20 protein-coding genes and 3 tRNA genes are annotated in these 25,377 nt (G+C 67.1%); 12 read left to right on the top strand and 11 right to left on the bottom strand.

The window, feature by feature from the left end:
- Positions 1-114: 114 nt before the first annotated feature.
- The 3 genes from HWX36_RS25455 to pgi all read left to right on the top strand — a co-directional run bounded on the left by HWX36_RS25455 (position 115) and on the right by pgi (position 4,746).
- On the top strand, positions 115-1,416 hold the full coding sequence (locus HWX36_RS25455) for an FAD-dependent oxidoreductase (RefSeq protein WP_175955854.1): 1,302 nt from the start codon (positions 115-117) through the stop codon (positions 1,414-1,416).
- A 51-nt stretch (positions 1,417-1,467) separates the two neighbouring features.
- Entirely contained in the window at positions 1,468-3,012 is a 1,545-nt protein-coding gene (locus HWX36_RS25450; protein WP_175955852.1) for an NAD(P)H-hydrate dehydratase, read from the top strand.
- A 111-nt stretch (positions 3,013-3,123) separates the two neighbouring features.
- Entirely contained in the window at positions 3,124-4,746 is a 1,623-nt protein-coding gene (gene pgi, locus HWX36_RS25445) for a glucose-6-phosphate isomerase (protein ID WP_175955851.1), read from the top strand.
- A gap of 60 nt (positions 4,747-4,806) precedes the next feature.
- On the opposite strand, the gene HWX36_RS25440 is transcribed toward pgi, so the two are convergent.
- Positions 4,807-5,520, bottom strand: coding sequence for an ABC transporter ATP-binding protein (locus HWX36_RS25440; protein ID WP_175955849.1), 714 nt, complete (start codon positions 5,518-5,520; stop codon positions 4,807-4,809).
- Here HWX36_RS25440 and HWX36_RS25435 point away from each other — a divergent pair.
- On the top strand, positions 5,519-6,193 hold the full coding sequence (locus tag HWX36_RS25435) for an arylesterase (protein WP_175955847.1): 675 nt from the start codon (positions 5,519-5,521) through the stop codon (positions 6,191-6,193). The two genes, HWX36_RS25440 and HWX36_RS25435, sit on opposite strands and share 2 nt — an antisense overlap.
- 70 nt (positions 6,194-6,263) lie before the next feature.
- Here HWX36_RS25435 and HWX36_RS25430 read toward each other — a convergent pair whose 3' ends face one another.
- The 7 genes from HWX36_RS25430 to tig all read right to left on the bottom strand — a co-directional run bounded on the left by HWX36_RS25430 (position 6,264) and on the right by tig (position 15,108).
- Positions 6,264-8,198 carry a SurA N-terminal domain-containing protein gene (locus HWX36_RS25430; RefSeq protein WP_175955845.1) on the bottom strand — a complete coding sequence of 645 codons (1,935 nt, stop codon included), beginning with the start codon at positions 8,196-8,198 and terminating at the stop codon, positions 6,264-6,266.
- A gap of 329 nt (positions 8,199-8,527) precedes the next feature.
- Positions 8,528-8,604: transfer RNA gene (locus HWX36_RS25425), tRNA-Asp, on the bottom strand.
- Positions 8,605-8,627: 23 nt separating this feature from the next.
- Positions 8,628-8,703: transfer RNA gene (locus HWX36_RS25420), tRNA-Val, on the bottom strand.
- 204 nt (positions 8,704-8,907) lie between these two features.
- Positions 8,908-11,331 carry an endopeptidase La gene (gene lon / locus HWX36_RS25415; protein ID WP_011352361.1) on the bottom strand — a complete coding sequence of 808 codons (2,424 nt, stop codon included), beginning with the start codon at positions 11,329-11,331 and terminating at the stop codon, positions 8,908-8,910.
- Positions 11,332-11,529: 198 nt separating this feature from the next.
- The gene (clpX, locus tag HWX36_RS25410; RefSeq protein WP_175955842.1) at positions 11,530-12,801 is read right to left on the bottom strand and encodes an ATP-dependent Clp protease ATP-binding subunit ClpX; all 1,272 of its coding nucleotides are present in this window, start codon (positions 12,799-12,801) and stop codon (positions 11,530-11,532) included.
- Positions 12,802-12,967: 166 nt separating this feature from the next.
- Positions 12,968-13,621: an ATP-dependent Clp endopeptidase proteolytic subunit ClpP gene (clpP, locus tag HWX36_RS25405; protein WP_010092137.1), complete on the bottom strand. Its 654-nt coding sequence runs from the start codon at positions 13,619-13,621 to the stop codon at positions 12,968-12,970.
- Positions 13,622-13,761: 140 nt separating this feature from the next.
- On the bottom strand, positions 13,762-15,108 hold the full coding sequence (gene tig / locus HWX36_RS25400; protein ID WP_175955840.1) for a trigger factor: 1,347 nt from the start codon (positions 15,106-15,108) through the stop codon (positions 13,762-13,764).
- Between the two features lie 389 nt (positions 15,109-15,497).
- Here tig and HWX36_RS25395 point away from each other — a divergent pair, with 389 nt between their 5' ends.
- Together HWX36_RS25395 and HWX36_RS25390 are read left to right on the top strand one after the other, a co-directional pair.
- Positions 15,498-16,643 (top strand): glycerate kinase, encoded by a 1,146-nt coding sequence (locus tag HWX36_RS25395; protein WP_175955838.1) that lies wholly within the window; start codon positions 15,498-15,500, stop codon positions 16,641-16,643.
- A 62-nt stretch (positions 16,644-16,705) separates the two neighbouring features.
- Positions 16,706-17,155, top strand: coding sequence for a MarR family transcriptional regulator (locus HWX36_RS25390; protein ID WP_039367176.1), 450 nt, complete (start codon positions 16,706-16,708; stop codon positions 17,153-17,155).
- 170 nt (positions 17,156-17,325) lie between these two features.
- On the opposite strand, the gene HWX36_RS25385 is transcribed toward HWX36_RS25390, so the two are convergent.
- Both HWX36_RS25385 and HWX36_RS25380 read right to left on the bottom strand, forming a co-directional pair.
- Complete coding sequence (locus tag HWX36_RS25385) at positions 17,326-18,324, bottom strand: 2-dehydropantoate 2-reductase (protein WP_175955836.1); 999 nt, start codon at positions 18,322-18,324, stop codon at positions 17,326-17,328.
- A gap of 109 nt (positions 18,325-18,433) precedes the next feature.
- Positions 18,434-19,579 (bottom strand): helix-turn-helix transcriptional regulator, encoded by a 1,146-nt coding sequence (locus tag HWX36_RS25380; protein WP_175955835.1) that lies wholly within the window; start codon positions 19,577-19,579, stop codon positions 18,434-18,436.
- A 302-nt stretch (positions 19,580-19,881) separates the two neighbouring features.
- Between HWX36_RS25380 and HWX36_RS25375 the strand changes: the two genes are divergently transcribed.
- From HWX36_RS25375 to HWX36_RS25355, 5 genes are all read left to right on the top strand, one after another.
- A complete protein-coding gene (locus tag HWX36_RS25375) occupies positions 19,882-20,928 on the top strand; it encodes a porin (protein WP_175955834.1) in 1,047 nt (348 codons plus the stop codon).
- Positions 20,929-20,949: 21 nt separating this feature from the next.
- Positions 20,950-22,158: an MFS transporter gene (locus tag HWX36_RS25370; protein WP_175955833.1), complete on the top strand. Its 1,209-nt coding sequence runs from the start codon at positions 20,950-20,952 to the stop codon at positions 22,156-22,158.
- Between the two features lie 15 nt (positions 22,159-22,173).
- Positions 22,174-23,283 (top strand): class II histone deacetylase, encoded by a 1,110-nt coding sequence (locus HWX36_RS25365; protein WP_175955832.1) that lies wholly within the window; start codon positions 22,174-22,176, stop codon positions 23,281-23,283.
- Between the two features lie 114 nt (positions 23,284-23,397).
- Complete coding sequence (locus HWX36_RS25360; protein ID WP_175955831.1) at positions 23,398-23,628, top strand: hypothetical protein; 231 nt, start codon at positions 23,398-23,400, stop codon at positions 23,626-23,628.
- Positions 23,629-23,785: 157 nt separating this feature from the next.
- Positions 23,786-24,229, top strand: a complete 444-nt coding sequence (locus HWX36_RS25355; RefSeq protein ID WP_175955830.1) for a hypothetical protein — start codon at positions 23,786-23,788, stop codon at positions 24,227-24,229.
- On the opposite strand, the gene HWX36_RS25350 is transcribed toward HWX36_RS25355, so the two are convergent.
- Positions 24,220-24,306 (bottom strand) — tRNA-Leu (locus tag HWX36_RS25350). The two genes, HWX36_RS25355 and HWX36_RS25350, sit on opposite strands and share 10 nt — an antisense overlap.
- Before the next feature lie 236 nt (positions 24,307-24,542).
- On the opposite strand from HWX36_RS25350, the gene hpnD reads away from it, so the two are divergent.
- Complete coding sequence (gene hpnD / locus HWX36_RS25345; protein ID WP_175955829.1) at positions 24,543-25,376, top strand: presqualene diphosphate synthase HpnD; 834 nt, start codon at positions 24,543-24,545, stop codon at positions 25,374-25,376.
- The last annotated feature ends 1 nt before the right edge of the window (position 25,377 follow it).

Below are 25,377 nucleotides of genomic sequence, written 5' to 3'. Positions count from 1 at the left end.
CTCGCCCGGCGCCGGCTCCCGCGATTTTGGCGCTATTATTCCGGGTTCACCGGGCCGGGGCCCTCAGCGAATCACCGGGCGGCGCCCGCGCGCCACCCGTCATCGAAGCAATCCATGGATGTCATCGTCATCGGCGGCGGGATCAGCGGCGTCGCCACCGCCTACCAGTTACGCGCGGCCGGCCATCGCGTATGCGTGGTCGAACGCCACGCGACCGTCGCGCAGGGTGCGACCTACGGCGACGGCGGCGCGCTGCTGCCGAGCCCGCTCGACGTCTGGTTCGGCCCGACCTTCATGCGCCAGCGTCAGCCGCGCGACAGCGGCATCGTCTACAAGCCGGGCTTCAACGGCGGCGTGCGCCGCTTCGTCAAGCAGCTCGGCATGCTACGCGAGCCCGACGCGTTCGCCGCCCAGTACGCGCGGCTGCGCCCGCTGATCGATGCGTCGCGCGACGCGCTCGCCGACATCGAGACGCGCCTCGAACTCGAATTCGAGCAGAAGCCCGGCATCCTGCACGTGGTGCGCGACCCGCGCGACTGGGATGCGATGCAGCCCGCGCTCGACCTGCTGCCCACGCTCGACCAGCCGTACCGCCTGCTCTCAGCCGGCGAATGCGCGGTGCTCGAGCCGTCGGTGCCGGCCGAGCCCGGCTTCGCCGGCGGCGTGCTGCTCGAGACCGAACGCACCGGCAATTGCCCACTGTTCGCGAAACTGGTCAAGCAGGCGCTCGACGAGCATGGCGTGCAGTTCCGCTTCGGGTCGGAAGTCGCCGCGATCCGCGTCGATAGCGGCCGCGCCGCAGTCGAGCTCGTCCCTCCCGGCGACCGGCGCGGGTCGAACGCACACGAGGTCGACGTGATTTCCGCCGATGCGATCGTGGTCGCCGCCGGCGCGGGCAGCCTGCCGCTGCTCGACCGGCTCGGCTGGCGCCTGCCGCTGCACCCGGTGCGCGTCCATACGCTCACCGCGCCGGTCGCCTACGAAGAACACGTACCGCACCTGAACGTCATCGATTCGATCAAGCGGATCTCGATCACGCGCAGCCACCAGCGGCTGCGCGTCGGCGGCGGCGCCGTGCTGCAGAGCCTGCCCGACACCGCGAAGCCGCTCGCCGAGCCGCTGTCCGAGGCCGCGCTCGCGCTGCTCGGCCAGGCCGTCCACGATTGGGTGCCCGGCGCCGCGCGGATCTCGGCCGCGTTGTCGTGGCAAGGCACGCAGTTGCTGTCGCCGGACGGCCTGCCCGTCGTCGGTCCGACCCCGCATCCGCGCGTGTTCGTCAATTTCGGGCACGGCCCGGCCGGCTGGGGGCTCGCGTGCGGGTCTGCTAAAGTGGTGACCGACTATCTGGGCGGCGACGTGCAGCACTGGCCCGCCGACACGCTCGCCGCGCTGCGCGCCGCGCGCTTCACGACCTGACCGCCGCGGGCCCGGCCCCGGCGGCCTCCTTGCCAGCCGCCACGACCCGCGATGACCGTTACCCGCCCGCTTCCCGATTCCGATCCGATCGCTCTGCTGCGCGTCGCCGACCTGCGCACGGCCGAAGCCGACGCCGCGGCGGCGCTGCCGCCACATACGCTGATGGGCCGCGCCGGCGCCGCCGCCGCACACTGGCTGTCGGAGCGCGCGGCCGGCGATGACCGTCCCGTGTGGTTCGCGGTCGGCCCGGGCAACAACGGCGGCGACGCGCTCGTTGCCGCCGCCCACCTCCAGCAGCTCGGCGTCGCGACGCAAGCGTGGATGCCGATGCCGGTGAAACCGGACGACGCACAATGGGCGCTCGGCCTCGCGCGCGCGGCCGGCGTGCCGCTGTCGGCCACACCACCCGCTTCGCTGGACGGCTATGCGTGGGTCGTCGACGGGCTGTTCGGCATCGGTCTCGGCCGCGCGCTCGACGGCGCGTTCGCCGAGCAGGCCGCGCGCATCGCCGCGCATGCGCGCAGCGGCGGCCACGTGCTCGCGCTCGATGTGCCGAGCGGGCTCGACAGCGATACAGGCCAGATCGTCGGCGCAGGCGTCGCTGTCGCCGCCACCCATACGCTCACCTTCATCGCCGCGAAGCCCGGCCTCTACACCGGCGAAGGCCGCGATCTCGCCGGCGAGATCGACGTCGCATCGCTCGACGTCGCGCCGCCCACCGCGCCGGCCATCGTGCTGAACGCGCCCGCCCGATTCGCCACCGCCCTGCCCGCGCGCGCATTCGCGTCCCACAAGGGCACCTTCGGCAGTCTCGCGGTGCTCGGCGGCGATACGGGCATGTGCGGCGCGCCGATCCTGGCCGCCCGCGCCGCGCTGTTCGCCGGCGCCGGCAAGGTGCACGTCGGCTTTCTCGGCGCCGGCGCGCCGCCGTACGACCCGCCGTTCCCCGAACTGATGCTGCATCCGGCCGACGGCCTCGATCTCGGCGCGATGACCGCAATCGCGGCCGGCTGCGGGCTCGGCACGCGCGAGGCTGCGGCGACGCTCGTGCGCGACGTGCTCGCACACGATGCCGCGACGCTGCTCGATGCCGATGCGCTGAACCTCGTCGCGACACATGCCGATCTCGCAACAGCCGTCGCCACGCGCGGTACGCGCGGCAATCCGTGCGTGCTGACGCCGCATCCGCTCGAAGCCGCCCGGCTGCTCGGCAGCGACACGGCGACGATCCAGCGCGACCGCGTGGCGGCCGCGCAAGCGCTCGCGGCGCGTTATGCGGCGAACGTCGTGCTGAAAGGCTCGGGCACGGTGATTGCGGCGCCCGACGGCCGCGTGACGATCAATCCGACCGGCAACGCCGCGCTCGCCACGGGCGGCACCGGCGATGTGCTCGGCGGCCTGATCGGCGCCTTGCTCGCGCAGCGCGTCGCACCGTACGACGCCGCGCTCGCGGGCGTCTACCTGCACGGCCTCGCGGCCGACACGCTGACCGCACACGGCACGGGCCCGGCCGGACTCACGGCCGGCGAACTCGCGCCGATGGTGCGCACGCTGATCAATCGCCTTTTTTACGCGCCGGCGCGCGCCGGCACATAAGGCCGCTATACTGACTGCCCCGCCGCACGGCGGGCCCTCTCGTCCGCCGGCCTTCCGATCCCGATGAGCCGGCGCGGCACTCCTCCCGATTCACGCTTCACTCGAACCGCCATGACGCTGAATTCGCTCCCCGCCTGGACTGCCCTTCAATCCCACTTCGAGCAAATCCGCCACGCTCGCCTGCGCGACTGGTTCACGCCGGAAAACGACCGCACGCCGACGCGTGCCGAACGCTTCACGCTCGCGGGCGGCGGCCTCGCTGCCGATTTCTCGAAGAACCGCATCAACGACGATACGCTGCGCCTGCTCGTACAGCTCGCGCGCGACGCGGGCGTCGAAGCACGCCGTGACGCGATGTTCGCGGGTGAGATCGTCAACCCGACCGAAGGCCGCGCCGCGCTGCACACCGCGCTGCGCGCGACCGATCCGCAGGCGCCGTTCCACGCACAGATCAGCGCCGAGCGCGCGAAGATGGCGACCTTCGCGCGCGCCGTGCGCAGCGGCACGTGGACGGGCTACACCGGCAAGCGCATCCGCCACGTGATCAACATCGGCATCGGCGGCTCCGATCTCGGGCCGAAGATGGTCGTGCATGCGCTGCACCACGTCGCGACGCCTGAAATCTCCACGCACTTCGTGTCGAACGTCGACGGTGCCGATCTGGCGCGCGTGCTCGAACAGGTCGATCCCGAGGAAACGCTCGCGATCATCGTGTCGAAGACCTTCACGACGCTCGAAACGATGACGAACGCACGCTCGCTGCGCGACTGGTTCGTCGCGCGCGGCTGCCCCGAGGACGCGCTCGCGAAGCACTTCGTCGGCGTGTCGGCAAATCCGGCCGAAGTCGTGAAGTTCGGCATCGCCGCGGACAACGTATTCGAAATGTGGGACTGGGTCGGCGGCCGCTATTCGCTGTGGTCGGCAGTCGGCCTGTCGATCATGATCGCGATCGGCCCCGAGCAGTTCGACGAGTTGCTGGCCGGCGCGAACGACATGGACCGTCATTTCCGCGAAGCGCCGCTCGAGCGCAACCTGCCCGTGCTGCTCGGCCTGATCGGCATCTGGTACCGGAATTTCTTCGGTTCGCAGAGCTATCTCGTCGCGCCGTATTCGGAAGCGCTGCACTACCTGCCGTCATACCTGCAACAGCTCGAGATGGAGAGCAACGGCAAATCCGCGCGCCTGGACGGCACCTTCGTCGACTACCCGACATCGGCCGTCACATGGGGCGAGCCGGGCACCAACGGCCAGCATGCGTTCTTCCAGATGCTGCATCAGGGGCCGACGATCGTGCCGATCGACTTCATCGCGGTGCTGACGCCCGAGCATCCGCTCGCGAGCCATCATCCGAAGCTGCTGGCGAACTGCTTTGCGCAGAGCGAGGCCCTGATGCTCGGCCGCACGCTCGACGAAGCCCGCAAGGTCGCAGGACCGGGCAAGGAAGCGCTCGCGCCGCACCTGACGTTCCCGGGCAACCGCCCGACGACGACGCTGCTGGTCGATGCGCTGACGCCGCGCACGCTCGGCGCGCTGATCGCGCTGTACGAACACAAGGTGCTGGTGCAGGCAACGGTGTGGGACATCAATCCGTTCGACCAGTGGGGCGTCGAGCTCGGCAAGATTCTCGGCAAGGTGGTGGAAGCCGACTTGTCGGCCGAGTCGCTCGATCCAGCGAAGCACGACTCGTCGACCACCGCGCTGATCGAGCGTGCCCGTGCGGCGCTGAAGCGCTGAGGTATTGGCGTCATGCCGGCGCCGGCCGTGCAGCCCTGCCTGCACGGCCGGCCGAAAAATTCAGGCGCCGCGCTGCGCGGCTTGCGGTGCGACGATGCGTCCGGCGTCGAGCATCACGGTCGTCGCGCAGCGGCGTGCGAGTTCGACATCGTGCGTGACGAGCACGAGCGTGGCGCCATGCGTGCGGTTCAGTTCGAACATCAGGTCGATCACCGCATGGCCGGTGGCCGCATCGAGGCTGCCGGTCGGCTCGTCGGCGAACAGGATTGCCGGACGCGTGACGAATGCGCGCGCAAGCGCGACACGTTGCTGCTCGCCCCCGGACAACAGCTTCGGATAATGCGCGGTGCGTTCGCCGAGACCGACCTGCTCGAGCAACGCGCGGGCACGATCGGCTGCTTCACGCGCGCTGATGCCCCCCTGCAGCTCGAGCGGCAGCATCACGTTCTCGAGCGCCGTCAGATGCGGCATCAACTGGAACGACTGGAACACGAACCCGACAGCGCCGTTGCGCAGTGCCGCGCGCGCATCCTCGTCGAGCTGGTCGAGCGGGCGACCGAGCAGGCGAACCGTGCCGCTCGTCGCGCTGTCCAACCCTGCAAGCAGGCCGAGCAGCGTCGATTTACCCGACCCCGACGCGCCGACGATCGCGAGGCTGCTGCCCGGCGTCACGGCGAACGTGATGCCGTCGAGGATCGTCAGCTCGCCCGTTGCATCGGCGACCCGCTTGCACACGTCATGGACTTCGATGATCGGATCGGTAATCTTGAACATGGACACGACATTTCGCTGGAAAGGATGCGCGGCGATCGCCGCGCTGCTGGGCACCCTGCTGGCCGCCACCGTGCCGGCACGCGCCGCGACGACACCGGCCGCGACATCGGGACAGCCCGTGATCGTCGTGCTCGGCGACAGCCTGTCGGCCGAATACGGGCTGCCGCGCGACACCGGCTGGGTGGCGTTGCTGCGGCAACGGCTCACGACCGAGCGAATCGATTATAGCGTCGCGAACGCCAGCGTCAGCGGCGACACCACGAGCGGCGGCCGCGCACGGCTGCCCGCGGTGCTGCAGCGGCTCAAGCCGTCGGTCGTCGTCGTCGAACTCGGTTCGAACGACGCGCTGCGCGGCGTGCCGCTCGCGACGACCGAGCAGAACCTGCGCGACATCATCACCGGCGCGCGGCAGGCACAGGCCAAGGTCGTACTGGTCGGCATGTATGTGCCACCCAACTACGGCCCCGACTACACGCGGAAGTTCCACGCGGTCTACACGCGGCTGTCGAAAGATCTCGGCGTGCCGCTCGTACCGTTCCTGCTGGCCGGTATCGAGAACAAGCCCGAGATGTTCCAGGCCGACCAGATGCATCCCGCGCGGCAGGCGCAGGGCATTCTGCTCGACAACGTCTGGCCGGCGCTGAAACCGCTGCTCGGCAAACCGCGCGGCTGACGCCGCCCCGCCGGAAAACAAAAAGCCCCGCACGAAGCGGGGCTCTTTTTTGTTGCGTGCGAAACGACGCTCAGTTGTCGCCGTCCTGCGACTGGCTGGCCGTCGAGCCATACAGCTTCACCTTCGAACGATCGCGCAGCGCGGCGAGATACGCTTCACCTTCGCTCTGCGCCTCGACCTGCGCCATCTGCTGCTGCGCGGCGGCCAGTTGCTGCGGATCGACCGCCGAACCCGAGATCACCGCGTTCACGCGGTAGATCGCATAGCCATCCGCACCGAGATCGACACCGACGTAAGCCGGCAGCGTCTTCGCGTCGACCTTGTACACGGCGCTCAGTGCAGCCGGCGTCAGGCCCTGCGACTGCGTGCGCGACACCTTCTGCGCGGCCGAGAACCCGTCGGTCGACTTCGACTTCTGCAGTTCGGCGAGCTTCACCGCACCGTCCTTCTTCGCGAGTTCCGCGGCCTGCTCGGCGACGACCTTCTGGCGCACGACGTCCTTGATCGCATCGAGCGCGGGCACGGCGGCCGGCTTGTAGTCGGTCACGCGCGCCGAGATCAGCGTGTTGTTGCCGACGTCGATCGCCTGCGTGTTGTTCCGGCTCTTCACCGAGTCGCTGGCGAACACGGCGGCCAGGAACTTCGGATTGTTCAGCGGGCTCGTCGGCGGCAGTTGCGGATTCGGCGTCGGCGTGACGGTGGCCGTCTGGATCGTCAGCTTGTACTTGTCCGCGGCCGGCTGCAGCGTCTTCGCCTTTTCGTAGACGGTGGACGTGAAGCCTTCCGCGTTGTCCGTGAATGCCTTCGACGCATACTGCTGCTTCAGGTCGGCCGCGATCTGGTCCTTCACGTCCGCGAACGGCTTGACGGCCGCCGGCTTCACTTCCGTTGCCTTCAGGATGTGGAAGCCCAGATCCGACTCCACGACACCGCTCACGTCGCCCTGCTTAAGCGCGAACGCGGCGTCGTCGAACGCCTTGCCGCCCGCCGTCGAGCCGCGCGTGATGAAGCCGAGGTCGCCGCCCTTCGCGGCCGACGGTGCGTCCTGCGAGCTCTTCTGCGCGATCTGCGCGAACTGGTCCGGATGCGCCTTCACGTCGGCCAGCAACTGCTCGGCCTTCGCCTTCGCGGCAGCCTTGTCGGCTGCGCTGGCGCTGCTCGCCGCGGCGATGAAGATGTGGCTCACGCGCACCTGCGCTTCGGTGCGGAAGTGCGTCGGATTGTCGTCGTAGAACTTCTTGACGTCCGCATCGGTCGGCTGCGCGCTCGCGGACGCTGCGGCCGGCGAATAAACGAGGTACTGGATCGTCGCGGTCTCCGGCGTCGCGAAGCTCTGCTTGTGCGCGTCATAATACGCGGCGAGCTGCGCATCGGTCGGCTGGACCTTCGCTGCGAAGTCGCTCGTCTTCAGCACGAGCGCCTGCACTTCGCGCTGCTGCGCGGCGAGGTCGGACAGGCGTTGCGCGAGGCTCTTCGGCGTGAACGCGCTCGACACGATGCTGGCCGGGATCTGCTGCAACGAGAGGCTGTAGCGCACGCGCTCCTGATACTGCTCGGGCGTCATTCCCTGGAACGCGAGTAACTGCGCATAGCGTTCGACGTCGATCGAACCGTCGGGCTTCTTCAGCGACGCGATCATCGGGTCGCTCATCAGCGCGTCGCGCACGGCGTTGTCGGATGCGGTCAGGTGCAGGCGTTGGGTCTCGTCGGCCAGCACGCGTTGCTGGATCAGGCCGTCGAGTACCTGCTTGCGGTGCTCGGGCGTATCGAACATCTTGATGTCGAACTGCCCGCCGAGCGCCTGACGCGCCTGGTCGATCTGCTGGCGGAACGCGCCGTCGAATTCGACCCGCGTGATCTTGTGCCCGTTGACTGCCGCGACGTTCGCGCTATCGTCGAAGAAGCCGCGGAAGCCTTGGATCCCGACGAAACCCAGCCCCGGCAACACGATCAGGAGCAGGAGCGCCATCATCAGGCGCTGGTGATTACGGAAGAAATCGAGCATGCGTGACGGGAAAATTGGACAAAACGTCCGATATTACAACATACGGGGTGGAACGGGAGAAAAGCAGACGTGTTGGTGGCGAGTGCCACGCGACAACCGGGCGCGCAAAACGAAAAAGCCCGCGCAAGGCGGGCTTCTTCATTTTCTGGCGGAGCGGACGGGACTCGCCTACATCCTGCAGGCCGCGGATGCGCGTACACGCGCATCCCTTCGAGTCCCGCCGGAAGCCGCGCAGGCGGCTTCCTCCGCCCCGCAGTCACGCGCCCGCGAGCGGACGCAACCGGAAACGCAAATGAAAAAGCCCGCACAAGGCGGGCTTCTTCATTTTCTGGCGGAGCGGACGGGACTCGAACCCGCGACCCCCGGCGTGACAGGCCGGTATTCTAACCGACTGAACTACCGCTCCTTGGTCTGGCTGAATCGGGAAACTGGTGGGTGCTGAGGGGTTCGAACCCCCGACCTACGCCTTGTAAGGGCGCCGCTCTACCAGCTGAGCTAAGCACCCGTTTCCGATTCGTTCTGGCTGCGATCTGCATTTCGGCATCAACAACCAGCGAGCCCGCAAGTTTAATTCATCCCCGATCATTTTGCAAAGCCCTGACGCGAATTTTTTAAGCGTTCGCGCACACGATTCGGCTACGCATAAAAAAACCCGCGGCCACGCCGCGGGTTTCGTGAACAACCGTCAGAAAGGACGGCGCCCCAATGCTTAGTGCTTGACGAATTCCGTCGAGCCGGCATCCTTCGCTGCATCGGCGACCGGTGCCGCCGCCTTCGCCTCTTCTTCCGGCGGCAGCGGGGTCGGCGAACGCTCGAGCGCAAGTTCCAGCACCTTGTCGATCCAGCGGACCGGCACGATCTCGATCGCGTTCTTCACGTTGTCCGGAATCTCGGCGAGATCCTTCACGTTCTCTTCCGGGATCAGCACGAGCTTGATGCCGCCGCGATGCGCTGCAAGCAGCTTCTCCTTCAGGCCGCCGATCGGCAGGACTTCACCACGCAGCGTGATTTCGCCCGTCATCGCGACATCGGCACGCACGGGGATACCCGTCAGCACCGATACCAGCGCGGTCGTCATCGCACCGCCGGCGGACGGACCGTCCTTCGGCGTCGCGCCTTCCGGCACGTGGATGTGGATGTCCTGCTTCTCGAACGCTTCGTCCTTGATGCCCAGACGACGCGAACGCGAGCGCACGACCGAACGTGCCGCCTCGACCGACTCCTTCATCACGTCGCCGAGCGAACCCGTACGGATCACGTTGCCCTTGCCCGGCATCACCGCGGCTTCGATCGTCAGCAGATCGCCACCGACTTCCGTCCACGCGAGGCCCGTCACCTGACCGACCTGGTTTTCCTTCGCGGCAAGGCCGAAGTCGTACTTGCGTACGCCGAGGAACGTATCGAGGTTTTCGCCGTCGACCTTGATCGCGCCCGATGCCTTCTTCAGCAGCAGCATCTTCACGACCTTGCGGCAGATCTTCGACACTTCCCGCTCGAGCGAACGCACACCGGCTTCGCGCGTGTAGTAGCGGATGATGTCGCGGATCGCCTGCTCGGTGACCTCGATCTCGCCTTCCTTCAGGCCGTTGTTCTTCTTCTGCTTCGGCAGCAGGTAACGCTGCGCGATGCTGACCTTCTCGTCTTCCGTGTAACCCGACAGACGGATCACTTCCATCCGGTCGAGCAGCGGCGGCGGGATGTTCAGCGAGTTCGACGTCGCGACGAACATCACGTCCGACAGGTCGAAGTCGACTTCGATGTAGTGGTCGGCGAACGTGTGGTTCTGTTCCGGATCGAGCACTTCGAGCAGCGCCGACGACGGATCGCCGCGGAAATCCATACCCATCTTGTCGACTTCGTCGAGCAGGAAGAGCGGATTGCGCACGCCGACCTTCGTGAGGCTCTGCAGGATCTTGCCCGGCATCGACCCGATGTACGTACGGCGGTGGCCACGGATCTCGGCTTCGTCACGCACGCCGCCGAGCGCCATCCGGACGAACTTGCGGTTCGTCGCACGGGCGATCGACTGGCCGAGCGAGGTCTTGCCGACGCCCGGGGGCCCGACGAGACACAGGATCGGCGCCTTGACCTTGTCGACGCGTTGTTGCACTGCGAGATACTCGAGGATCCGTTCCTTCACCTTCTCGAGGCCGAAGTGATCCTCGTCGAGCACCTGCTCGGCGTTCGACAGGTCGTTGTTGACCTTGCTCTTCTTGCGCCACGGCAGGCCGATCAGCGTGTCGATGTAGTTGCGCACGACGGTGGCTTCCGCCGACATCGGCGACATCAGCTTCAGCTTCTTCAGCTCGGCGTCGGCCTTCTTCTTCGCTTCCTTCGGCATGCGCGCGGCGTTGATGCGCTTCTCGAGTTCCTCGAGATCGGCACCCTCTTCGCCTTCGCCCAGTTCCTTCTGGATCGCCTTGACCTGTTCGTTCAGGTAGTACTCGCGCTGGCTCTTTTCCATCTGGCGCTTCACGCGCCCGCGGATGCGCTTTTCGACCTGCAGGATGTCGATCTCGGCTTCGAGCTGCGCGAGCAGGTGCTCGAGGCGCTCGATGACCGGGAACATCTCGAGGATGTGCTGCTTCTGGTCGAGCTTCAGCGGCAGGCGCTCGGCGATCATGTCGGCGAGGCGGCCTGCTTCATCGATGCCCGACAGCGACGTGAGGATCTCCGGCGGGATCTTCTTGTTCAGCTTCACGTACTGGTCGAACTGCGACACGATCGCACGGCGCAGCGCTTCCGTTTCAGCGCTGTCGGCGTGATCGGGCTCGAGCGGCATCACTTCGCAGGAGAATTGCGTTTCCTGCTCTTCGATCGACAACGCCTTCGCGCGCTGCAGGCCTTCGACGAGCACCTTCACGGTGCCGTCCGGCAGCTTCAGCATCTGCAGGATGTTGGCGATACAACCGACCTCGTACATGTCCTTTTCGGTCGGTTCGTCCTTGGCCGCGGTTTTCTGGGCGACGAGCATGATGTGCTTGCCGCCTTCCATCGCTGCTTCGAGGGCCTTGATCGACTTCGGCCGGCCCACGAAGAGCGGAATCACCATGTGCGGGAAAACGACGACATCCCGCAGCGGCAGCAGCGGGAGCGTGATGCGTTCCGGCGGAAGAAGTTGGGTGCCTGACATTTCATTTCCCCATGAGTGGAATCAATTGTTCGGTAATTGAGGCCGCCACAACGAATTGCAAGCCTTCAAGTGCGGGAAATATTCGGTAAAAAAGTAACCACCGCGTGTCGAGTCAGAGTTACCCACAAGATAAACGAAAAAAAGCCGCCCACGGTCTCATGAACGGCCCTTTTTCGCAGAACATCGTCGGCAAGCCGGTCAGTTCGAACCCGCCACCTTCGGCGTGTCCTCGTAGATCAGCAAAGGCTTGCCGTCGCCATCGATGACGTTCTCGTCGATGATGACTTTGCTGACCCCTTTCATTGTCGGCAGTTCGTACATCACGTCGAGCAATGCCTGTTCGATGATCGAACGCAAACCGCGCGCGCCGGTCTTGCGGCGGATCGCCTTGCGGGCGACTGCCTGCAGTGCGCCCGGCCGGATCTCCAGCTCGACGCGCTCCATCGCGAACAGCTTGTGATACTGCTTGACGAGCGCGTTCTTCGGCTCGACCAGGATCTTCATCAGCGCGGTTTCATCGAGCTTGCCGAGCGTCGCGACCACCGGCAGGCGGCCGATCAATTCGGGGATCAGACCGAATTTGATCAGGTCTTCCGGTTCCGTTTCGCGCAGCACTTCGCCCGCGTCGCGCTCCTGCTTGCTCTTGACCGTCGCGCCAAAGCCGATGCCGGTTTTCTCGGTGCGATCGGTGATCACCTTTTCGAGGCCGTCGAATGCGCCACCGCAGATGAACAGGATGTTGGTCGTGTCGACCTGGATGAAATCCTGGTTCGGGTGCTTGCGGCCGCCCTGCGGCGGCACCGACGCCATCGTGCCCTCGACGAGCTTCAGCAGTGCCTGCTGGACGCCCTCGCCCGACACGTCGCGCGTGATCGACGGGTTGTCCGACTTGCGGCTGATCTTGTCGATTTCGTCGATGTAGACGATCCCGCGCTGGGCCTTGTCGACCTCGTAGTTGCAGTTCTGCAACAGCTTCTGAATGATGTTCTCGACGTCCTCGCCGACGTAGCCGGCTTCGGTCAGCGTCGTCGCATCGGCGATCACGAACGGCACGTTGAGCAACCGCGCGAGCGTCTGTGCGAGCAGCGTCTTGCCGGAGCCCGTCGGGCCGATCAGCAGGATGTTGCTCTTCGACAGCTCGACGTCGTCCTTCTTGTCGAGATGCTTCAGGCGCTTGTAGTGGTTGTACACGGCCACCGCGAGGATCTTCTTCGCGCGCTCCTGGCCGATCACGTACTGATCGAGGATGTCGCGAATTTCCTGTGGGCTCGGCAGATCCGACCGCGACAGGCTGGCCTCGACGCCGGCGGCAGCCGCCTCGTCGCGAATGATTTCGTTGCAGAGGTCGATACATTCATCGCAGATGAACACCGACGGGCCCGCGATGAGTTTTTTCACCTCATGCTGGCTCTTCCCGCAAAACGAGCAATACAACAGCTTCTCGCTGTTCGAACCTTTTTTGTCCGCCATGAATGTAGAGCCTCCGGACAGGTAAATGACATGATACGCCGAATGCTCCGAACGCCGCGCCTAGGGCGCGACCGGAGCCGGCCGGATGCGCTTGCCGCAGAGGCTCAGGGCGTGCGGAACATAGCAGGGGCGCCGCGCGAATCGGGGCGGCACCCCACTTAAGTGTTTACGGGCGCTTCAGCAGCACCTGATCGATCAGCCCGTACGCCTTCGCGTCCTCGCTCGACATGAAGTTATCACGGTCGGTATCGCGCGCGATGCGCTCGACGTCCTGGCCCGTGTGCTGCGCGAGCAACTGGTTCAGCCGCTCCTTCAGGTAGAGGATTTCGCGCGCCTGGATCTCGATGTCGGATGCCTGGCCGCGTGCGCCGCCGAGCGGCTGGTGGATCATCACGCGCGAGTTCGGCAGCGCGAAGCGCTTGCCCTTCGCGCCCGACGCCAGCAGGAACGCGCCCATGCTGGCCGCGAGGCCCATGCACAGCGTCGACACGTCCGGCTTGATGAACTGCATCGTGTCGTAGATCGCCATCCCGGCCGACACCGACCCGCCCGGGCTGTTGATGTACAGGCTGATGTCCTTGTCGGGATTCTCGCTCTCGAGGAACAGCAACTGCGCGACCACGAGGTTCGCGGTCTGGTCGTTTACTTCGCCGACCATGAACACCAGGCGCTCCTTCAGGAGACGCGAGTAGATATCGTACGAACGCTCGCCGCGGCCGCTCGTTTCGACGACGATCGGCACCAGCCCCAGCGCTTGCGCCTCGAAACCCTGCGGCGCGTTCGAAGCAAGCATGTCCAGCAATTCAGCGCGAGTGATCATTCAATGAACCTTGTTCGAATGGAAAATTGAACGGAGGGAAGCCGCCCGCTCAATCGCCATATTAATGGCAACCGTGCGCTTGACGTGAAAACGGCGTGCAGGCCGTCGCTCCGACAGCCGGCACGCCGCTAGAGCGACACTTACGCTTGCGCCGATGCGCTCGCGAGTGCCTCGAAGCTCACTTCCTTGTCCGTCACCTTTGCCTTGCCCAGCACGAAATCGACGACGTTGCTCTCAACGACGAACGCTTCCATCTCGGCGAGGCGCTGCTGGTTGGAATAATACCAGCGGACCACTTCCTTCGGGTCTTCGTAGCTCTTCGCGAACTCGTCGACTTCCGCACGGATCTGTTCCGGCTTCGCTTCGAGGCCGTTCGACTTCACGAGCTCGGCCAGCACGAGACCCAGCTTCACGCGACGCTCGGCCTGTTCGGCGAACATCTCGGCCGGGATCGGTGCGTCCTTCGCGTTCGGCACGCCGCGCTGCGCGAGATCCTGGCGAGCCATTTCGACGAGACGTTGCTGATCCTGCTCGATCAGTGCCTTCGGCACGTCGAGTTCGGAGATCTTCAGCAGCGCGTCCATCACCTGGTTCTTGACGATCGACTGCGTGCGACGCTTCGCTTCACGCTCGAGGTTTTCCTTGATCTCAGCGCGCATCTTCGTCAGGTCGCCGTCTTCGATGCCGAGCGACTTCGCGAATTCGGCGTCGATTTCCGGCAGGTGCGGCCACTCGATCTTCTTCATCGTGACCGTGAATTGCGCCGTCTTGCCCGCGACGTCCTTGCCGTGGTAGTCCTCCGGGAACGCGAGGTCGAACGTGCGCGATTCGCCAGCCTTCAGGCCCAGCGCCGCCGTTTCGAATTCCGGCAGCATGCGGCCTTCGCCGAGCACGAACGGGAAATCTTCGGCCGTGCCGCCCTGGAACGCGACGCCGTCGATCTTGCCGACGAAGTCGACCGTCACGCGGTCGCCGTTCTTCGCTGCGGTGTCCGCGCCGCCGTCGCCGTGCTCGCCGGCTTCGCCACGTGCGTGGAAGTGCACGCGCTGCTTGCGCAGGATGTCCAGCGTGCGGTCGATTTCAGCGTCGCCGATCGACGTCGTCGAGCGCTCGACTTCAGCCGTCGCCAGATCGCCGATCTTCACTTCCGGGTAGACCTCGAACGTCGCGTCGAACGCGTATGCATCTTCAGCCTGCTCCTGCTTCGGCTCGAAGCTCGGCTGGCCAGCGACGCGCAGGTTTTCCGCGCGGCTGATCGTGAAGAATTCCTGGCCGATCTTGTCGCTCAGCACTTCCGCTTCGACCTGACCCGCGTACTGTTGCGCGACCATCTTCAGCGGCACCTTGCCCGGGCGGAAACCCGGCATGCGCACGTTCTTCGCGAGTTTCTGGATACGGGCGTCGATTTCCTTCTGCACGGTGTCTTTCGGCAGGGAAATCGTCACACGGCGTTCAAGCTTGCCGAGGTTCTCAACAACGTTAGCCATGGCTTCAATCGTCCTAAAATTATTCGAGCAAATCGGGTTTTCCTTGCCGTGCCTGCCTGCGGCGTGATGTGCGTCACATCCACTCGCCGCGCCGGAGCGCCACGCCATCCCTGCACGCGCCGGATGGCTAGCGCAAGCGGCTCGGAGCACGGCTTTGGCCGGAAGAATCGACTATTCTAGCAAACAATTTTCATCACACCGCCAGATCGGCGCGGCGCGCATGCGTCCGTGCCGCGTCAACAGCCCTTTGCACGGCAATGCACGCGGATCGCCGCTATGCCGAACGCCGTATCCACCACGGGCCCGCCATCCTGTAAGCTCCAATTGAGGGTACGCCGCCGTCGCGGCCCCAATTATTCTTCACACCAATCACGCCGTCCGGAGACACCATGCCGCATCACCCGTCCGCGCCCGTCGTCGTCATCGCGCCCGATTCGTTCAAAGGTTCGCTTTCCGCCGAACAGGTCGCGGACGCGATCGCCACCGGCATTCGCCGCGCCCGGCCCGACGCTGTCGTGCGCCGCTGCCCGATGGCCGATGGCGGCGAAGGCACGCTCGACGCGATGCTGGCAGGCGGCGGCACGCGGCGCGCGCTGCGGGTGGCAGGCGCATCGCTCTCGGCACGCGACGCGGCGGTCGGCGTGATCGACGCGCGCACCGCGATCGTCGAGACGGCCGAAATCGTCGGCATTACGGATCCGGTCGGCATGAGCGTGCCCGTCGACGCGCGCAGCACGCGCGGGATGGGCGAAGCGATCCGCACGCTGCTCGACGAAGGCGTGCGCCGCTTCTTCGTCGCGCTTGGCGGCAGCAGCACCAACGACGCGGGCGCCGGGCTGCTCGCGGGCCTCGGCCTCCAATGCTTTGACGCCGGCGGCCAGCCGGTCGAGCCGGTTCCGTCGCGGCTCGCCGACATCGCACGCATCGACGCGTCGGGGCTCGACCCGCGCCTGAAGGAAACCGAATTCATCGGCATGTCCGACGTCGACAACCCGCTGACGGGCGCGCACGGCGCGACCGCCGTGTTCGGCCCGCAAAAGGGCGTGACGCCCGAGCAGGTTGCGAACCTTGACGCGGCCCTCGGCCGCTTCGCCGACCTGCTCGAAGCCGCGCTCGACCATCGCAGCCGTGACCTGCCGGGCGCCGGTGCCGCTGGTGGCCTCGGTTTCGCGCTGCACATGCTCGGCGCGCGGTTCGAAGCCGGCGCCGAAGTGGTCGCGCGTCAGGTCGGGCTCGACGCGGCGCTCGCGGGCGCAGACTGGCTGATCACCGGCGAAGGCCGCTCCGACGTGCAGACGCTGCACGGGAAGGCGCCGTTCATCGCGTGCCGCCACGCGCAGGCCGCCGGCGTGCCCGCGTCGCTGCTGTCCGGCGCGGTCGACCCGGCCGCGCTGCCCCGCCTGTCCGAACATTTTTCCGGCTGCTTCTCGCCGGCTCCCGGGCCGATCACGCTCGACGTCGCGATCCGCGACGCGGCCAGTCTGCTCGCGAACGAAGCGGAGCAATTGACACGCCTGAAGTACGGCGCACACTGACCGTTGACCCGAGCGCGCGATACAGGAACAATCGGGCCCGCCCTTTTTCTTCAGGATTCGACATGAAAGGCCGTCAAGCCGGGCTCGATCAGTTTCTGACCTATCGCCTCCACGCGCTCACGAAGCGATCCGACCGCGGGATCGGCGAGGTGTACCGGCACAAGCTCGACATCTCGCTGCCCGAGGCGCGCGTGATCGCCGCCGTAGGCGCCTTCGGCCCGTTCTCGATCATGGATCTCGCGCGCCACACCAATCTCGACAAGAGCCAGGCGAGCCGGGCCGCCGAGGCGCTGCTGCGCCAGGGGCTGCTCGAACGCAGTGCCAGCGAGGAAGATGGCCGGATCGTGCTGATCGCACTGACCGCCGACGGCCGCGCGCTGCATCGCAAGATCATGCCGATCGTACGCAAGTGGAACGACGGATTGCTCGCGTGCTTGTCCGACAGCGAACGCCAGACGTTCGAGCGGCTGCTCGACAAGGTCGTCGCGCACGCGACCGAGCGGGACGACTGAGCGGCAACACGGGCAACGCGCCCATAGCATTGATCCGATGAATTCGACGAGCCGCCCCGGTCGCCTCACCAGCGACGCGGGCGGCCCGCTTTGCGTCATGCGCTGCGCACGGCAAGCGGATCGCCGCGCTTCGCGTCACCGGCGTCGCGCATGCCGCGGCCCCGCCCGTACTACAACCCGCTGTTCGTCGCGCGCTGCCGGAGCAGCCCGAGCACCGCGTCGCAATACGGGGTCGGCACGCCGACCTTGCGCCCGAGTTCGGGAAACACGCCGAGGATCGGCCCGATCTCGAGCGTGCGCCCCGCTTCGAAATCCTGCAGCATCGACGTCTTGAACGCGCCGAGCTTGCGCGTGACCGCGATCCGCTCGGGCCCGCTCATCCCCGTCGACAGGCCGAGCTTCGCGCCGATCGCGGCCGCCTCCTCCATCATCCGCAACGCGAGATCCTGCGTGAACGGATCGTCGAGCAACTGCTCGGCCGTCGACCCCGTCAGCGCGCTCAGCGGATTCATGTTCATGTTGCCCCACAGCTTCGTCCAGATCTCGGTCCGGATCGCGGGCGTCGACTCGACGTCGAAGCCACCCGCCGCGAGCGCCGCGGCAACCCGGGCGGCAGCCGCGTCGAGCCGCGCATCGGGCGCTCCCACGATCAGCCGGTTGCCGCGCCCGCGGCGCACGATGCCCGGCGCGTCGGTACTCGACGACAGGTGCACGACGCAACCGATCGCCTGCGCGGGCGGCAACGCCGCCGACACCGCGCCGGCCGGATCGACCGCATCGAGCGGCACACCGTCAAGCGCCCCTTCGAGCCCGTGCGTGAACCACCACGGCAGCCCGTTCATTGCCGCGACGATCACGGTGTCCGGCCCAACCAGCGGCGCAATGCGCGCGGCCAGCGCCGGCAGCGCCTGCGCCTTCAGCGCGATCACCACGTAGTCCTGCACGCCGAGCGCGGCCGCATCGTCGCTCGCTCGCATCGGCACCGACGATGTCACGCCCGCCTCGTCGATCAAGCGCACGCCGTGCGTGTTCAACGCGTCGAGCGTCGCGCCGCGCGCATACGCGCTCACGGTCATGCCGGCCCGCGACAACGCGGCCGCGAGCAACCCGCCGATCGCGCCGACCCCGACCACCGCCGCGCGCACCGGCCCTGAATTCGTGTCGTTCATGATGGAATTCCGTCTGCTGGGAGCTGACGAGCATAACGCTCAATGGTTGCGGGCACAACCATTCACGCGAGCGCTTGCAATGCGCGGCGGCCGTGCGACTCGGCGCGATTCAGCGCGGCTCGTTACCGGCTTCCACCGGCTCGTCGTCGGCCGTGCCGCCCGTCGTGCCGAGCACGCCGGCAATCTGGCTCTTGTCGTGCATGCCGAGCTTGCGGTACGCGCAGCGCAGGTAGTGGCGCACGGTCGTCGGCGAAATCGCCATCTGTTGCGCGACTTCCTTGTGCGAGCGCCCTGCGCCGTAATAGCGGATCGCCGCGAGTTCGCGCGGGCTCAGCCGGTCGAGCAGCGAGCGCGGCCGCGCCTCGATCTGGAACAGCCCCGCAACCGGCACGCACTGGATTCGCAGCGCCTCGCCGACGAACGGCTGGCCCGACTGGCGCCGCAGGTGCGCGACGAGCGGCTCCGGCACGCGCGCACCGGCCCACGCCGGCCATTCGGTACGCAGCACGTCGTCGAAACCGTGATCGGCATGGTGGAGCACGCCGAAGTTGTCGCACAGTGCGCGCGCCGCCGGCGCGACCGTATCGCCGCGCTCGCGCGTGAGCTGCGCGGCGCGATTGATCGTCAGCGCCGCCGCGAGATGCGGAATCACTTCCTCGAAACGGCGCGCATCGTCGTCGCTGAACGGGCGATTCAGGCCTTGGCGATAGATCGACATGAACGTCGTCAGGCCGAACCGACGATCGAGCGTGCACACGCACATCAGCTGCGCGAGCCCGTACTTCACGCACCAGTCGCGAAACCGGGCATCGAGCCCCGGTTCGACGACCGACAAACGCACCGCGTGGCCGTGCGCGCCGCGCAGCGTGCGGTGCGCAAGCGGGTCGCAATCGCGCACGCGCTTCCAGTCGCTGAAGAACGCGTGCGGCAGACGGTACAGGAAGCTGTTGTGCATCACCGGGCCGGTCGGCGCATGGGTCGCGACGCCTGTCCATGCGGCGTCGAATGAAATGAGCGCCTGCAGCAGCGAAAAGAAGCGGTATTCGAATTCGCCGATGCCGGACCGGGCGGCAACCGCGTACAGGTCGAGCAGCATCAGCCCGAGTTCGCGCTGCGATGCGTCGGCGCGCGTAACGCCGTCGAAATCGGCGCGCCGGGGCGGCAGTGGCGGCCAGGCGAAGTCGTCGAGCACGATGGCTGCCGGCACGTCGCGCAGCGCATCGAGATCCTGCCCGAAATCCGTCGTGATCCTCACCTTCCGCTCCCCTGCCCGATCGGGCTGCTGACGTGCGCAACGACACCGGTCGATTATAGCGACCGGCTTTTTTGACGGGCCACGGCGTCGGAACGGGCGTCAACCCCATCCATTTGAACGGTGCATGGCACGTTGCTGCTCCGCAGCACGCCGCGCCACGGCCGCCCGCCGCGGGCATGCCGTGCACCACGGGTTTTCCACACCGTTCATCTGTACGACTGTTCGAAGGTTTTCCCGCTGCGGACACTGCGTCGCGACAACACCAACGACAAACCGATGCAGGACGGTATGGAGAACCCCACGTGACGAAAACCCGCTTCATCCGCACGGCCGCGGCCGTCGCGACGCTTGCCGCGTGCAGCGCTGCCGCGCATGCGCAGTCGAGTCTCACGCTGTATGGCGCGCTCGATGCCGGCGTGCAATACCTGACGCATGCCGACGGACGGCACTCGGCCGTGCAGTTGCAGAACTACGGCGTCCTGCCTTCGCAGATCGGGCTGAAAGGCAACGAGGATCTCGGTGGCGGCTGGCGAGCGCTGTTCAAGCTCGAACAGGGCCTCAACCTCAACGACGGCACCGCAACCGTGCCCGGCTATGCGTTCTTCCGCGGCGCGTACGTCGGCATCGCGGGGCCGGTCGGCACCGTCACGCTCGGGCGGCAGTTCAGCGTGCTGTTCGACAAGACGCTGTTCTATGACCCGCTCTGGTACGCGTCGTACAGCGGCCAGGGCGTCATCGTGCCGATCAACGCGAACTTCATCGACAACTCGGTCAAGTACCAGTCACCGACGTTCGCCGGCTTCGACGTGGAGGCGCTTGCCGCGACGTCCGGCGTCGCCGGCAATACGCGTGCCGGACGCGTGCTCGAACTCGGCGGCCAGTACACGAGCAACGGCCTGTCGGTCAGCGCGGTGCTGCATCAGGCGCACGGCGACGTTTCCGCGGCCGGCGACACGTCGGCGCGCCGCCGCGAACTCGGCACGCTCGCCGCGCGCTATGCGTTCGCCACACTGCCGCTCACCGTCTATGCGGGCGTCGAACGCCTGACCGGCGACCTCGACGCGGCGCGCACGATCGTCTGGGGCGGTGCGCGCTATCAGATGTCGAGCGAGATTGGCCTGAACGCGGGTGTCTACCACACCGACTCGCGCACGCCGGCGATCGGCCACCCGACGCTGTTCATCGCGAGCACCACGTACGCGCTGTCGAAACGCACCGTCGCCTATGTGAACCTCGGCTACGCGCGCAACCGCGGCCAGAGTTCGCAGACCGTCTACGAATACGACCCGACGCCGCTCGCCGGCGCATCGCAGTTCGGCGCGATGGTCGGCATGTATCACCTGTTCTGATTCCCCCCACGAGATCCCGCCATGAAAACCCTTTCTACGGATGCCACACTCCCGCCCGACAGCGGCGCGCCGACCTTCGCGCGCTCGACGCTCGTCGCGCTCGTCGCGTTCGCGGCCATCACGCCGCTGCTGCTGCTCGTGGCGCCCGCCGTCGCCGGCCAGCTCGCGACGCAGCTCGGGTTGTCCGCGTCGCAGATCGGCACCTACTTCTTCGTCGAACTCGGCGCGTTCAGCCTCGCGACCGTGCCGTCGTACCTGTGGCTCGGCCGGGTCGACGCGCGCCGCGTCGCCGCGTTCGCCATCGCGCTGTTCGGCGCGGGCAACCTGCTGACCGCGCTGTGGATGCCGGGCTTCGTCGCGCTGCTCGCGCTGCGCGCCGTCACCTCGCTCGGCGGTGGCTCACTGATGGTGCTTTGCATGACGAGCGCCGCGACGAGCGAGAACAGCGATCGTGTGTACGGCCTGTGGGACGTCGGCCAGTTGATCGCGGGTGCGATCGGCCTGTTCGTGCTGCCGCACGTGTTCGCGGCGTTCGGGCTGCGCGCACTGTATGTCGCGCTCGCCGCGCTCGCGCTGCTCGCGGCGCCGCTGTCGCGCGGCTTTCCGTCATCGCTCGGCGCGCGAACCGCGCCTGCGCAAAACGCGCGCGGCGCGGCGGCACATACGCCGCAAGGTTTCGTCGTGCTCGCGATCGGCGCGGTACTGACGTTCTATCTCGCGATCGGCAGCGTGTGGACGTTCGCAAGCCGTGCCGCGAACGAAGCCGGACTCGATCCGCAGTCGACCGGCAACGTCCTCGCGATCGCGAGCGTGATGGGCATTGCCGGCGCGGCGCTCGCGTCGTGCGCAGGCGGCCGGCTCGCCCGGCGCGCGATGCTCGCGGCCGGTTACGCGCTGCTGGCCGCCTCGCTCGTCGCGCTCGCGGTGATGCGACACGCCGGCGGCTACAGCGCGGCGATCTTCGCATTCAAGTTCGCGTGGACGTTCGTGCTGCCGTTCATCCTCGCGACCGTCGCGCAGATCGACACATCGGGCCGCCTCGTCGCCACGCTCAATTTCGTGATCGGCGCGGGCCTCGCGGCCGGCCCGCTGCTGGCCGGGCTGATGCTCGACGCCGGCGGCACGATGCACGCGCTGTTCGCGGCCGCGACGGCTGTCGCGATCGTGTCTTTCGCCGCGCTGCGCCACATCGATCGCCGCACGCGCCCTTCCGTTTCCTCCCAACCGTGACAGGTCACGCAATCCATGAATCGCACTGCCTTCTTCACCGACGAACGCACTTTCTGGCATACCGGCGGCACGCATGCGCTGTTCTTCCCGGTCGGCGGCTGGGTCCAGCCGCCGTCGAGCGCAGGCTACGCGGAATCGCCCGATTCGAAGCGCCGTTTCCTGTCGCTGGTGCAGGCCTCGGGCCTGGCCGCTCAGCTCGACCTGCGCGGCGCCGAACCGGCCTCGACCGCCGACCTGCTGCGCATTCATCCCGCGCACTATCTCGACGCGTTCCGCTCACTCAGCGATGCGAACGGCGGCGACCTCGGCGATCTCGCGCCGTTCGGCAAGGGTAGCTACGAGATCGCTGCGCTGTCGGCCGGCCTCGCGATCGCGGCTGTCGACACGGTCGTCGGCGAACGTGCGGCGAACGCGTTCTCGCTGTCGCGGCCGCCCGGCCACCACTGCCTGCGCGATCGCCCGATGGGCTTCTGCCTGCTGGCGAACATCCCGATCGCGGTCGAGGCCGCCCGCGCGAAACACGGCATCGAGCGGGTCGCGGTGATCGACTGGGACGTGCATCACGGCAACGGCACGCAGTCGATCTACTACGACGATCCGGACACGCTGACGATCTCGCTGCACCAGGACCGCTGCTTCCCGCCCGGCTACAGCGGCGCGGACGATCGCGGCCAGGGCGCGGGCGTCGGCGCGAACCTGAACGTGCCGCTGCTCGCGGGCGGCGGCGACGATGCGTATCGCTACGCGTTCGAACGGATCGTGCTGCCGGCGCTGGCGCGTTTCCGGCCCGAGCTGATCGTGGTCGCCAGCGGCCTCGACGCCAGCGCAGTCGACCCGCTCGCGCGCATGCAGCTGCATACCGACAGCTACCGGTTCATGACGCGCGCGGTGAAGGATGCCGCGCAACGCCATTGCGGCGGGCGGCTCGCGATCGTTCACGAAGGCGGCTATTCGGAAGCGTACGTGCCGTTCTGCGGGCTCGCGATCGTCGAGGAGCTGGCCGGCATTCGCACCGACGTCGCCGATCCGATGCTCGACCTCGCGATCGCGCAGCAGCCTGGCGAGCGGTTCGTCGCGTTCCAGCGCGAACTGCTCGATGAACTGGCGGTGTCGTTCGGGTTGTAGCGCGCGCTGGCGGACGCGACGAGGGCCGGCCTGCGCCGGCCCTCTTGCGCGATCGGTGCGGATGGGGTTTCCTGTGCTTTTATCCCCGTTCCGGCCCGAAGCCGCACTCTTCCGATGAAACCGTCCCCGCGCGACAACAATGACGATGCCAAGACGCGCCGCCAGCCCTCGAAGCTGGTCCTGAACATCGCCGCCGTGACGGTCGGCCTCATCACGTTCGCGATCGGCGCGGCGTGGGTGATCTATAGCTGGGTGGTCGATCGCGAAGCGCAGTATTTCGCGATACCGCTGGTGTTCTCGGTGCCGGTGATCGTGGCGGTCGCGATCCGGAGTTTCTGGGAATGAGCCCGCCTGCAATGACGAAGCGCCGCGGGTCGGGCGACGCGCGGCGCTGGGTGTCGGGCTTGTTTCAGATAAGGCGGAGATCTCCGCGGTTCGCTTGAGGGCCGGTCACAGGCCCGGGCGCGGGCACGGATTGGAGACTGCGCCCTGATATCCGCCGGTGACGATGCCGAGCGCGGTAGCGGCCAGCGACGTGCCGACGGCTTTCAGTACGTTTTCCGTGGAGAACGTCTCGCCACTCGACATCACCCGCCCCGAGTACGCGGAGCACGCCGACGACGATGAAACCGTCTGCGCGGGCCTCGCGCTCCATGCAATGTTCTCGGCAGGCGTATTGGCAAAAGCCGGCGCGACCAGCATCAGCGCCAGTACGGAAATCGGAGTGCGTACGGTGATTTTCATCGGTGGTCCTCGGCGCAATTGCGTTTCTTATATGGGAAGTGAACACGACATTACACGCGGCACGAATTTTCGTGCACCGCTTGCCCAGGCGCGCGTGCCGGGAAAGGCGACGACATCAACGAAAAGCGCTGCGGTCAATCGACCGACAGCGCCTTTTGATGAACGGCCCCTGACAGAGGCGCATTCGACTTCTGGTGCGTGAGGCCGGACTCGAACCGGCACACCCTTGCGGGCGTCAGGACCTAAACCTGGTGCGTCTACCAATTTCGCCACTCACGCGGATTTTCCGTCGCCTGACCACGCGGCACGCAAGATGCGTTTCCACGCGCCCGGGACACCGCGCCGGCCGGTAACCGGCACGCCCGATCAGGCGAGCGCGAGATTCTACCCGATCCGCGCGGCGTTGTCTCGCCCTCGCCGGCACCCGTCGTGCAGCGGTGCTAGAATGCCGCGCTCGACGTTTCGGCATCGCGCCGCCGCGCGTCCCCCGAACCCGCCCCCACCCGATTCCGCCCGTGAACTTCGACGACTACTGTCAGCAAAAGGCCGCCCCTGCGGGCTCCAGCGTCTACTACGCGCTGCGCCAGGCGCCGCTCGCCGCGCAGCCGCGCCTGACCGCGCTGTTCGCGCTGCGTCGCGAACTCGAGGAAACGGTCAAGGAAACCAGCGACCCGACCATCGGGCACACGAAGCTCGCGTGGTGGCACAAGGAACTCGCGGCGCTGGCCGACGGGCAGCCGTCGCACCCGGTCACGAAGGCGCTCGCGCAGCATCATCCGGCGATCGCCGCCGAGGCCGACGCATTGCGCACGCTCGTCAACGGTTACGGGATGGATCTCGAACAGGCCCGCTACCTCGATTTCGCGAACCTGCAGCGCTATATCGCCCAGGTCGGCGGCACCTTCGCGTCGCTGGTCGCGCGCGCCAGCGCCGCGAACCCGGCCGACCCGCAACCGTGGGCCGCGGACGCCGGCCGCGCGCTGATGCTCGCGCAATTCGTGCAGGAACTCGGCAACGATGCGCGCCACGGCCGCATCTACCTGCCGATCGACGAACTGCAGCGCTACAACGTGACCGCGGCCGATCTGCTGAACCGTCGCTACAGCCCGGCCTTCACCGAATTGCTGCAATTCCAGACGGCCCGCGCGCGCGAAGCGCTGATGGCCGCCGAAGCAGCGATCCCCGCATCCGAACGCCGCGCGCAGCGCACGCTGCGTGCACAGATCGCCCTGGCCGGCTCACTGCTCGACGAAATCGAGCGCGACGGCTTCCAGGTACTGCACCAGCGCATCGCGCTGACGCCGATCCGCAAGCTGTGGGTCGCATGGCGCACCGCGCGCCGACGCTGAC

It is taken from the genome of Burkholderia sp. BCC0405 (assembly GCF_902833075.1).
Classification (GTDB): domain Bacteria; phylum Pseudomonadota; class Gammaproteobacteria; order Burkholderiales; family Burkholderiaceae; genus Burkholderia.
Note: the sequence above shows the minus strand (reverse complement) of the source record. Positions and strands in the feature narration are given on the sequence as shown.

Coding starts and splice junctions, on each gene's coding strand:
- HWX36_RS25395 (WP_175955838.1), top strand. CDS start 15,498: ATGCCGCATCACCCGTCCGCGCCCGTCGTCGTCATCGCGCCCGATTCG.
- HWX36_RS25455 (WP_175955854.1), top strand. CDS start 115: ATGGATGTCATCGTCATCGGCGGCGGGATCAGCGGCGTCGCCACCGCC.
- HWX36_RS25450 (WP_175955852.1), top strand. CDS start 1,468: ATGACCGTTACCCGCCCGCTTCCCGATTCCGATCCGATCGCTCTGCTG.
- clpP (WP_010092137.1), bottom strand. CDS start 13,621: ATGATCACTCGCGCTGAATTGCTGGACATGCTTGCTTCGAACGCGCCG.
- lon (WP_011352361.1), bottom strand. CDS start 11,331: ATGTCAGGCACCCAACTTCTTCCGCCGGAACGCATCACGCTCCCGCTG.
- HWX36_RS25370 (WP_175955833.1), top strand. CDS start 20,950: ATGAAAACCCTTTCTACGGATGCCACACTCCCGCCCGACAGCGGCGCG.
- HWX36_RS25435 (WP_175955847.1), top strand. CDS start 5,519: ATGGACACGACATTTCGCTGGAAAGGATGCGCGGCGATCGCCGCGCTG.
- HWX36_RS25365 (WP_175955832.1), top strand. CDS start 22,174: ATGAATCGCACTGCCTTCTTCACCGACGAACGCACTTTCTGGCATACC.
- pgi (WP_175955851.1), top strand. CDS start 3,124: ATGACGCTGAATTCGCTCCCCGCCTGGACTGCCCTTCAATCCCACTTC.
- HWX36_RS25385 (WP_175955836.1), bottom strand. CDS start 18,324: ATGAACGACACGAATTCAGGGCCGGTGCGCGCGGCGGTGGTCGGGGTC.
- clpX (WP_175955842.1), bottom strand. CDS start 12,801: ATGGCGGACAAAAAAGGTTCGAACAGCGAGAAGCTGTTGTATTGCTCG.
- HWX36_RS25430 (WP_175955845.1), bottom strand. CDS start 8,198: ATGCTCGATTTCTTCCGTAATCACCAGCGCCTGATGATGGCGCTCCTG.
- tig (WP_175955840.1), bottom strand. CDS start 15,108: ATGGCTAACGTTGTTGAGAACCTCGGCAAGCTTGAACGCCGTGTGACG.
- HWX36_RS25440 (WP_175955849.1), bottom strand. CDS start 5,520: ATGTTCAAGATTACCGATCCGATCATCGAAGTCCATGACGTGTGCAAG.
- HWX36_RS25390 (WP_039367176.1), top strand. CDS start 16,706: ATGAAAGGCCGTCAAGCCGGGCTCGATCAGTTTCTGACCTATCGCCTC.
- HWX36_RS25360 (WP_175955831.1), top strand. CDS start 23,398: ATGAAACCGTCCCCGCGCGACAACAATGACGATGCCAAGACGCGCCGC.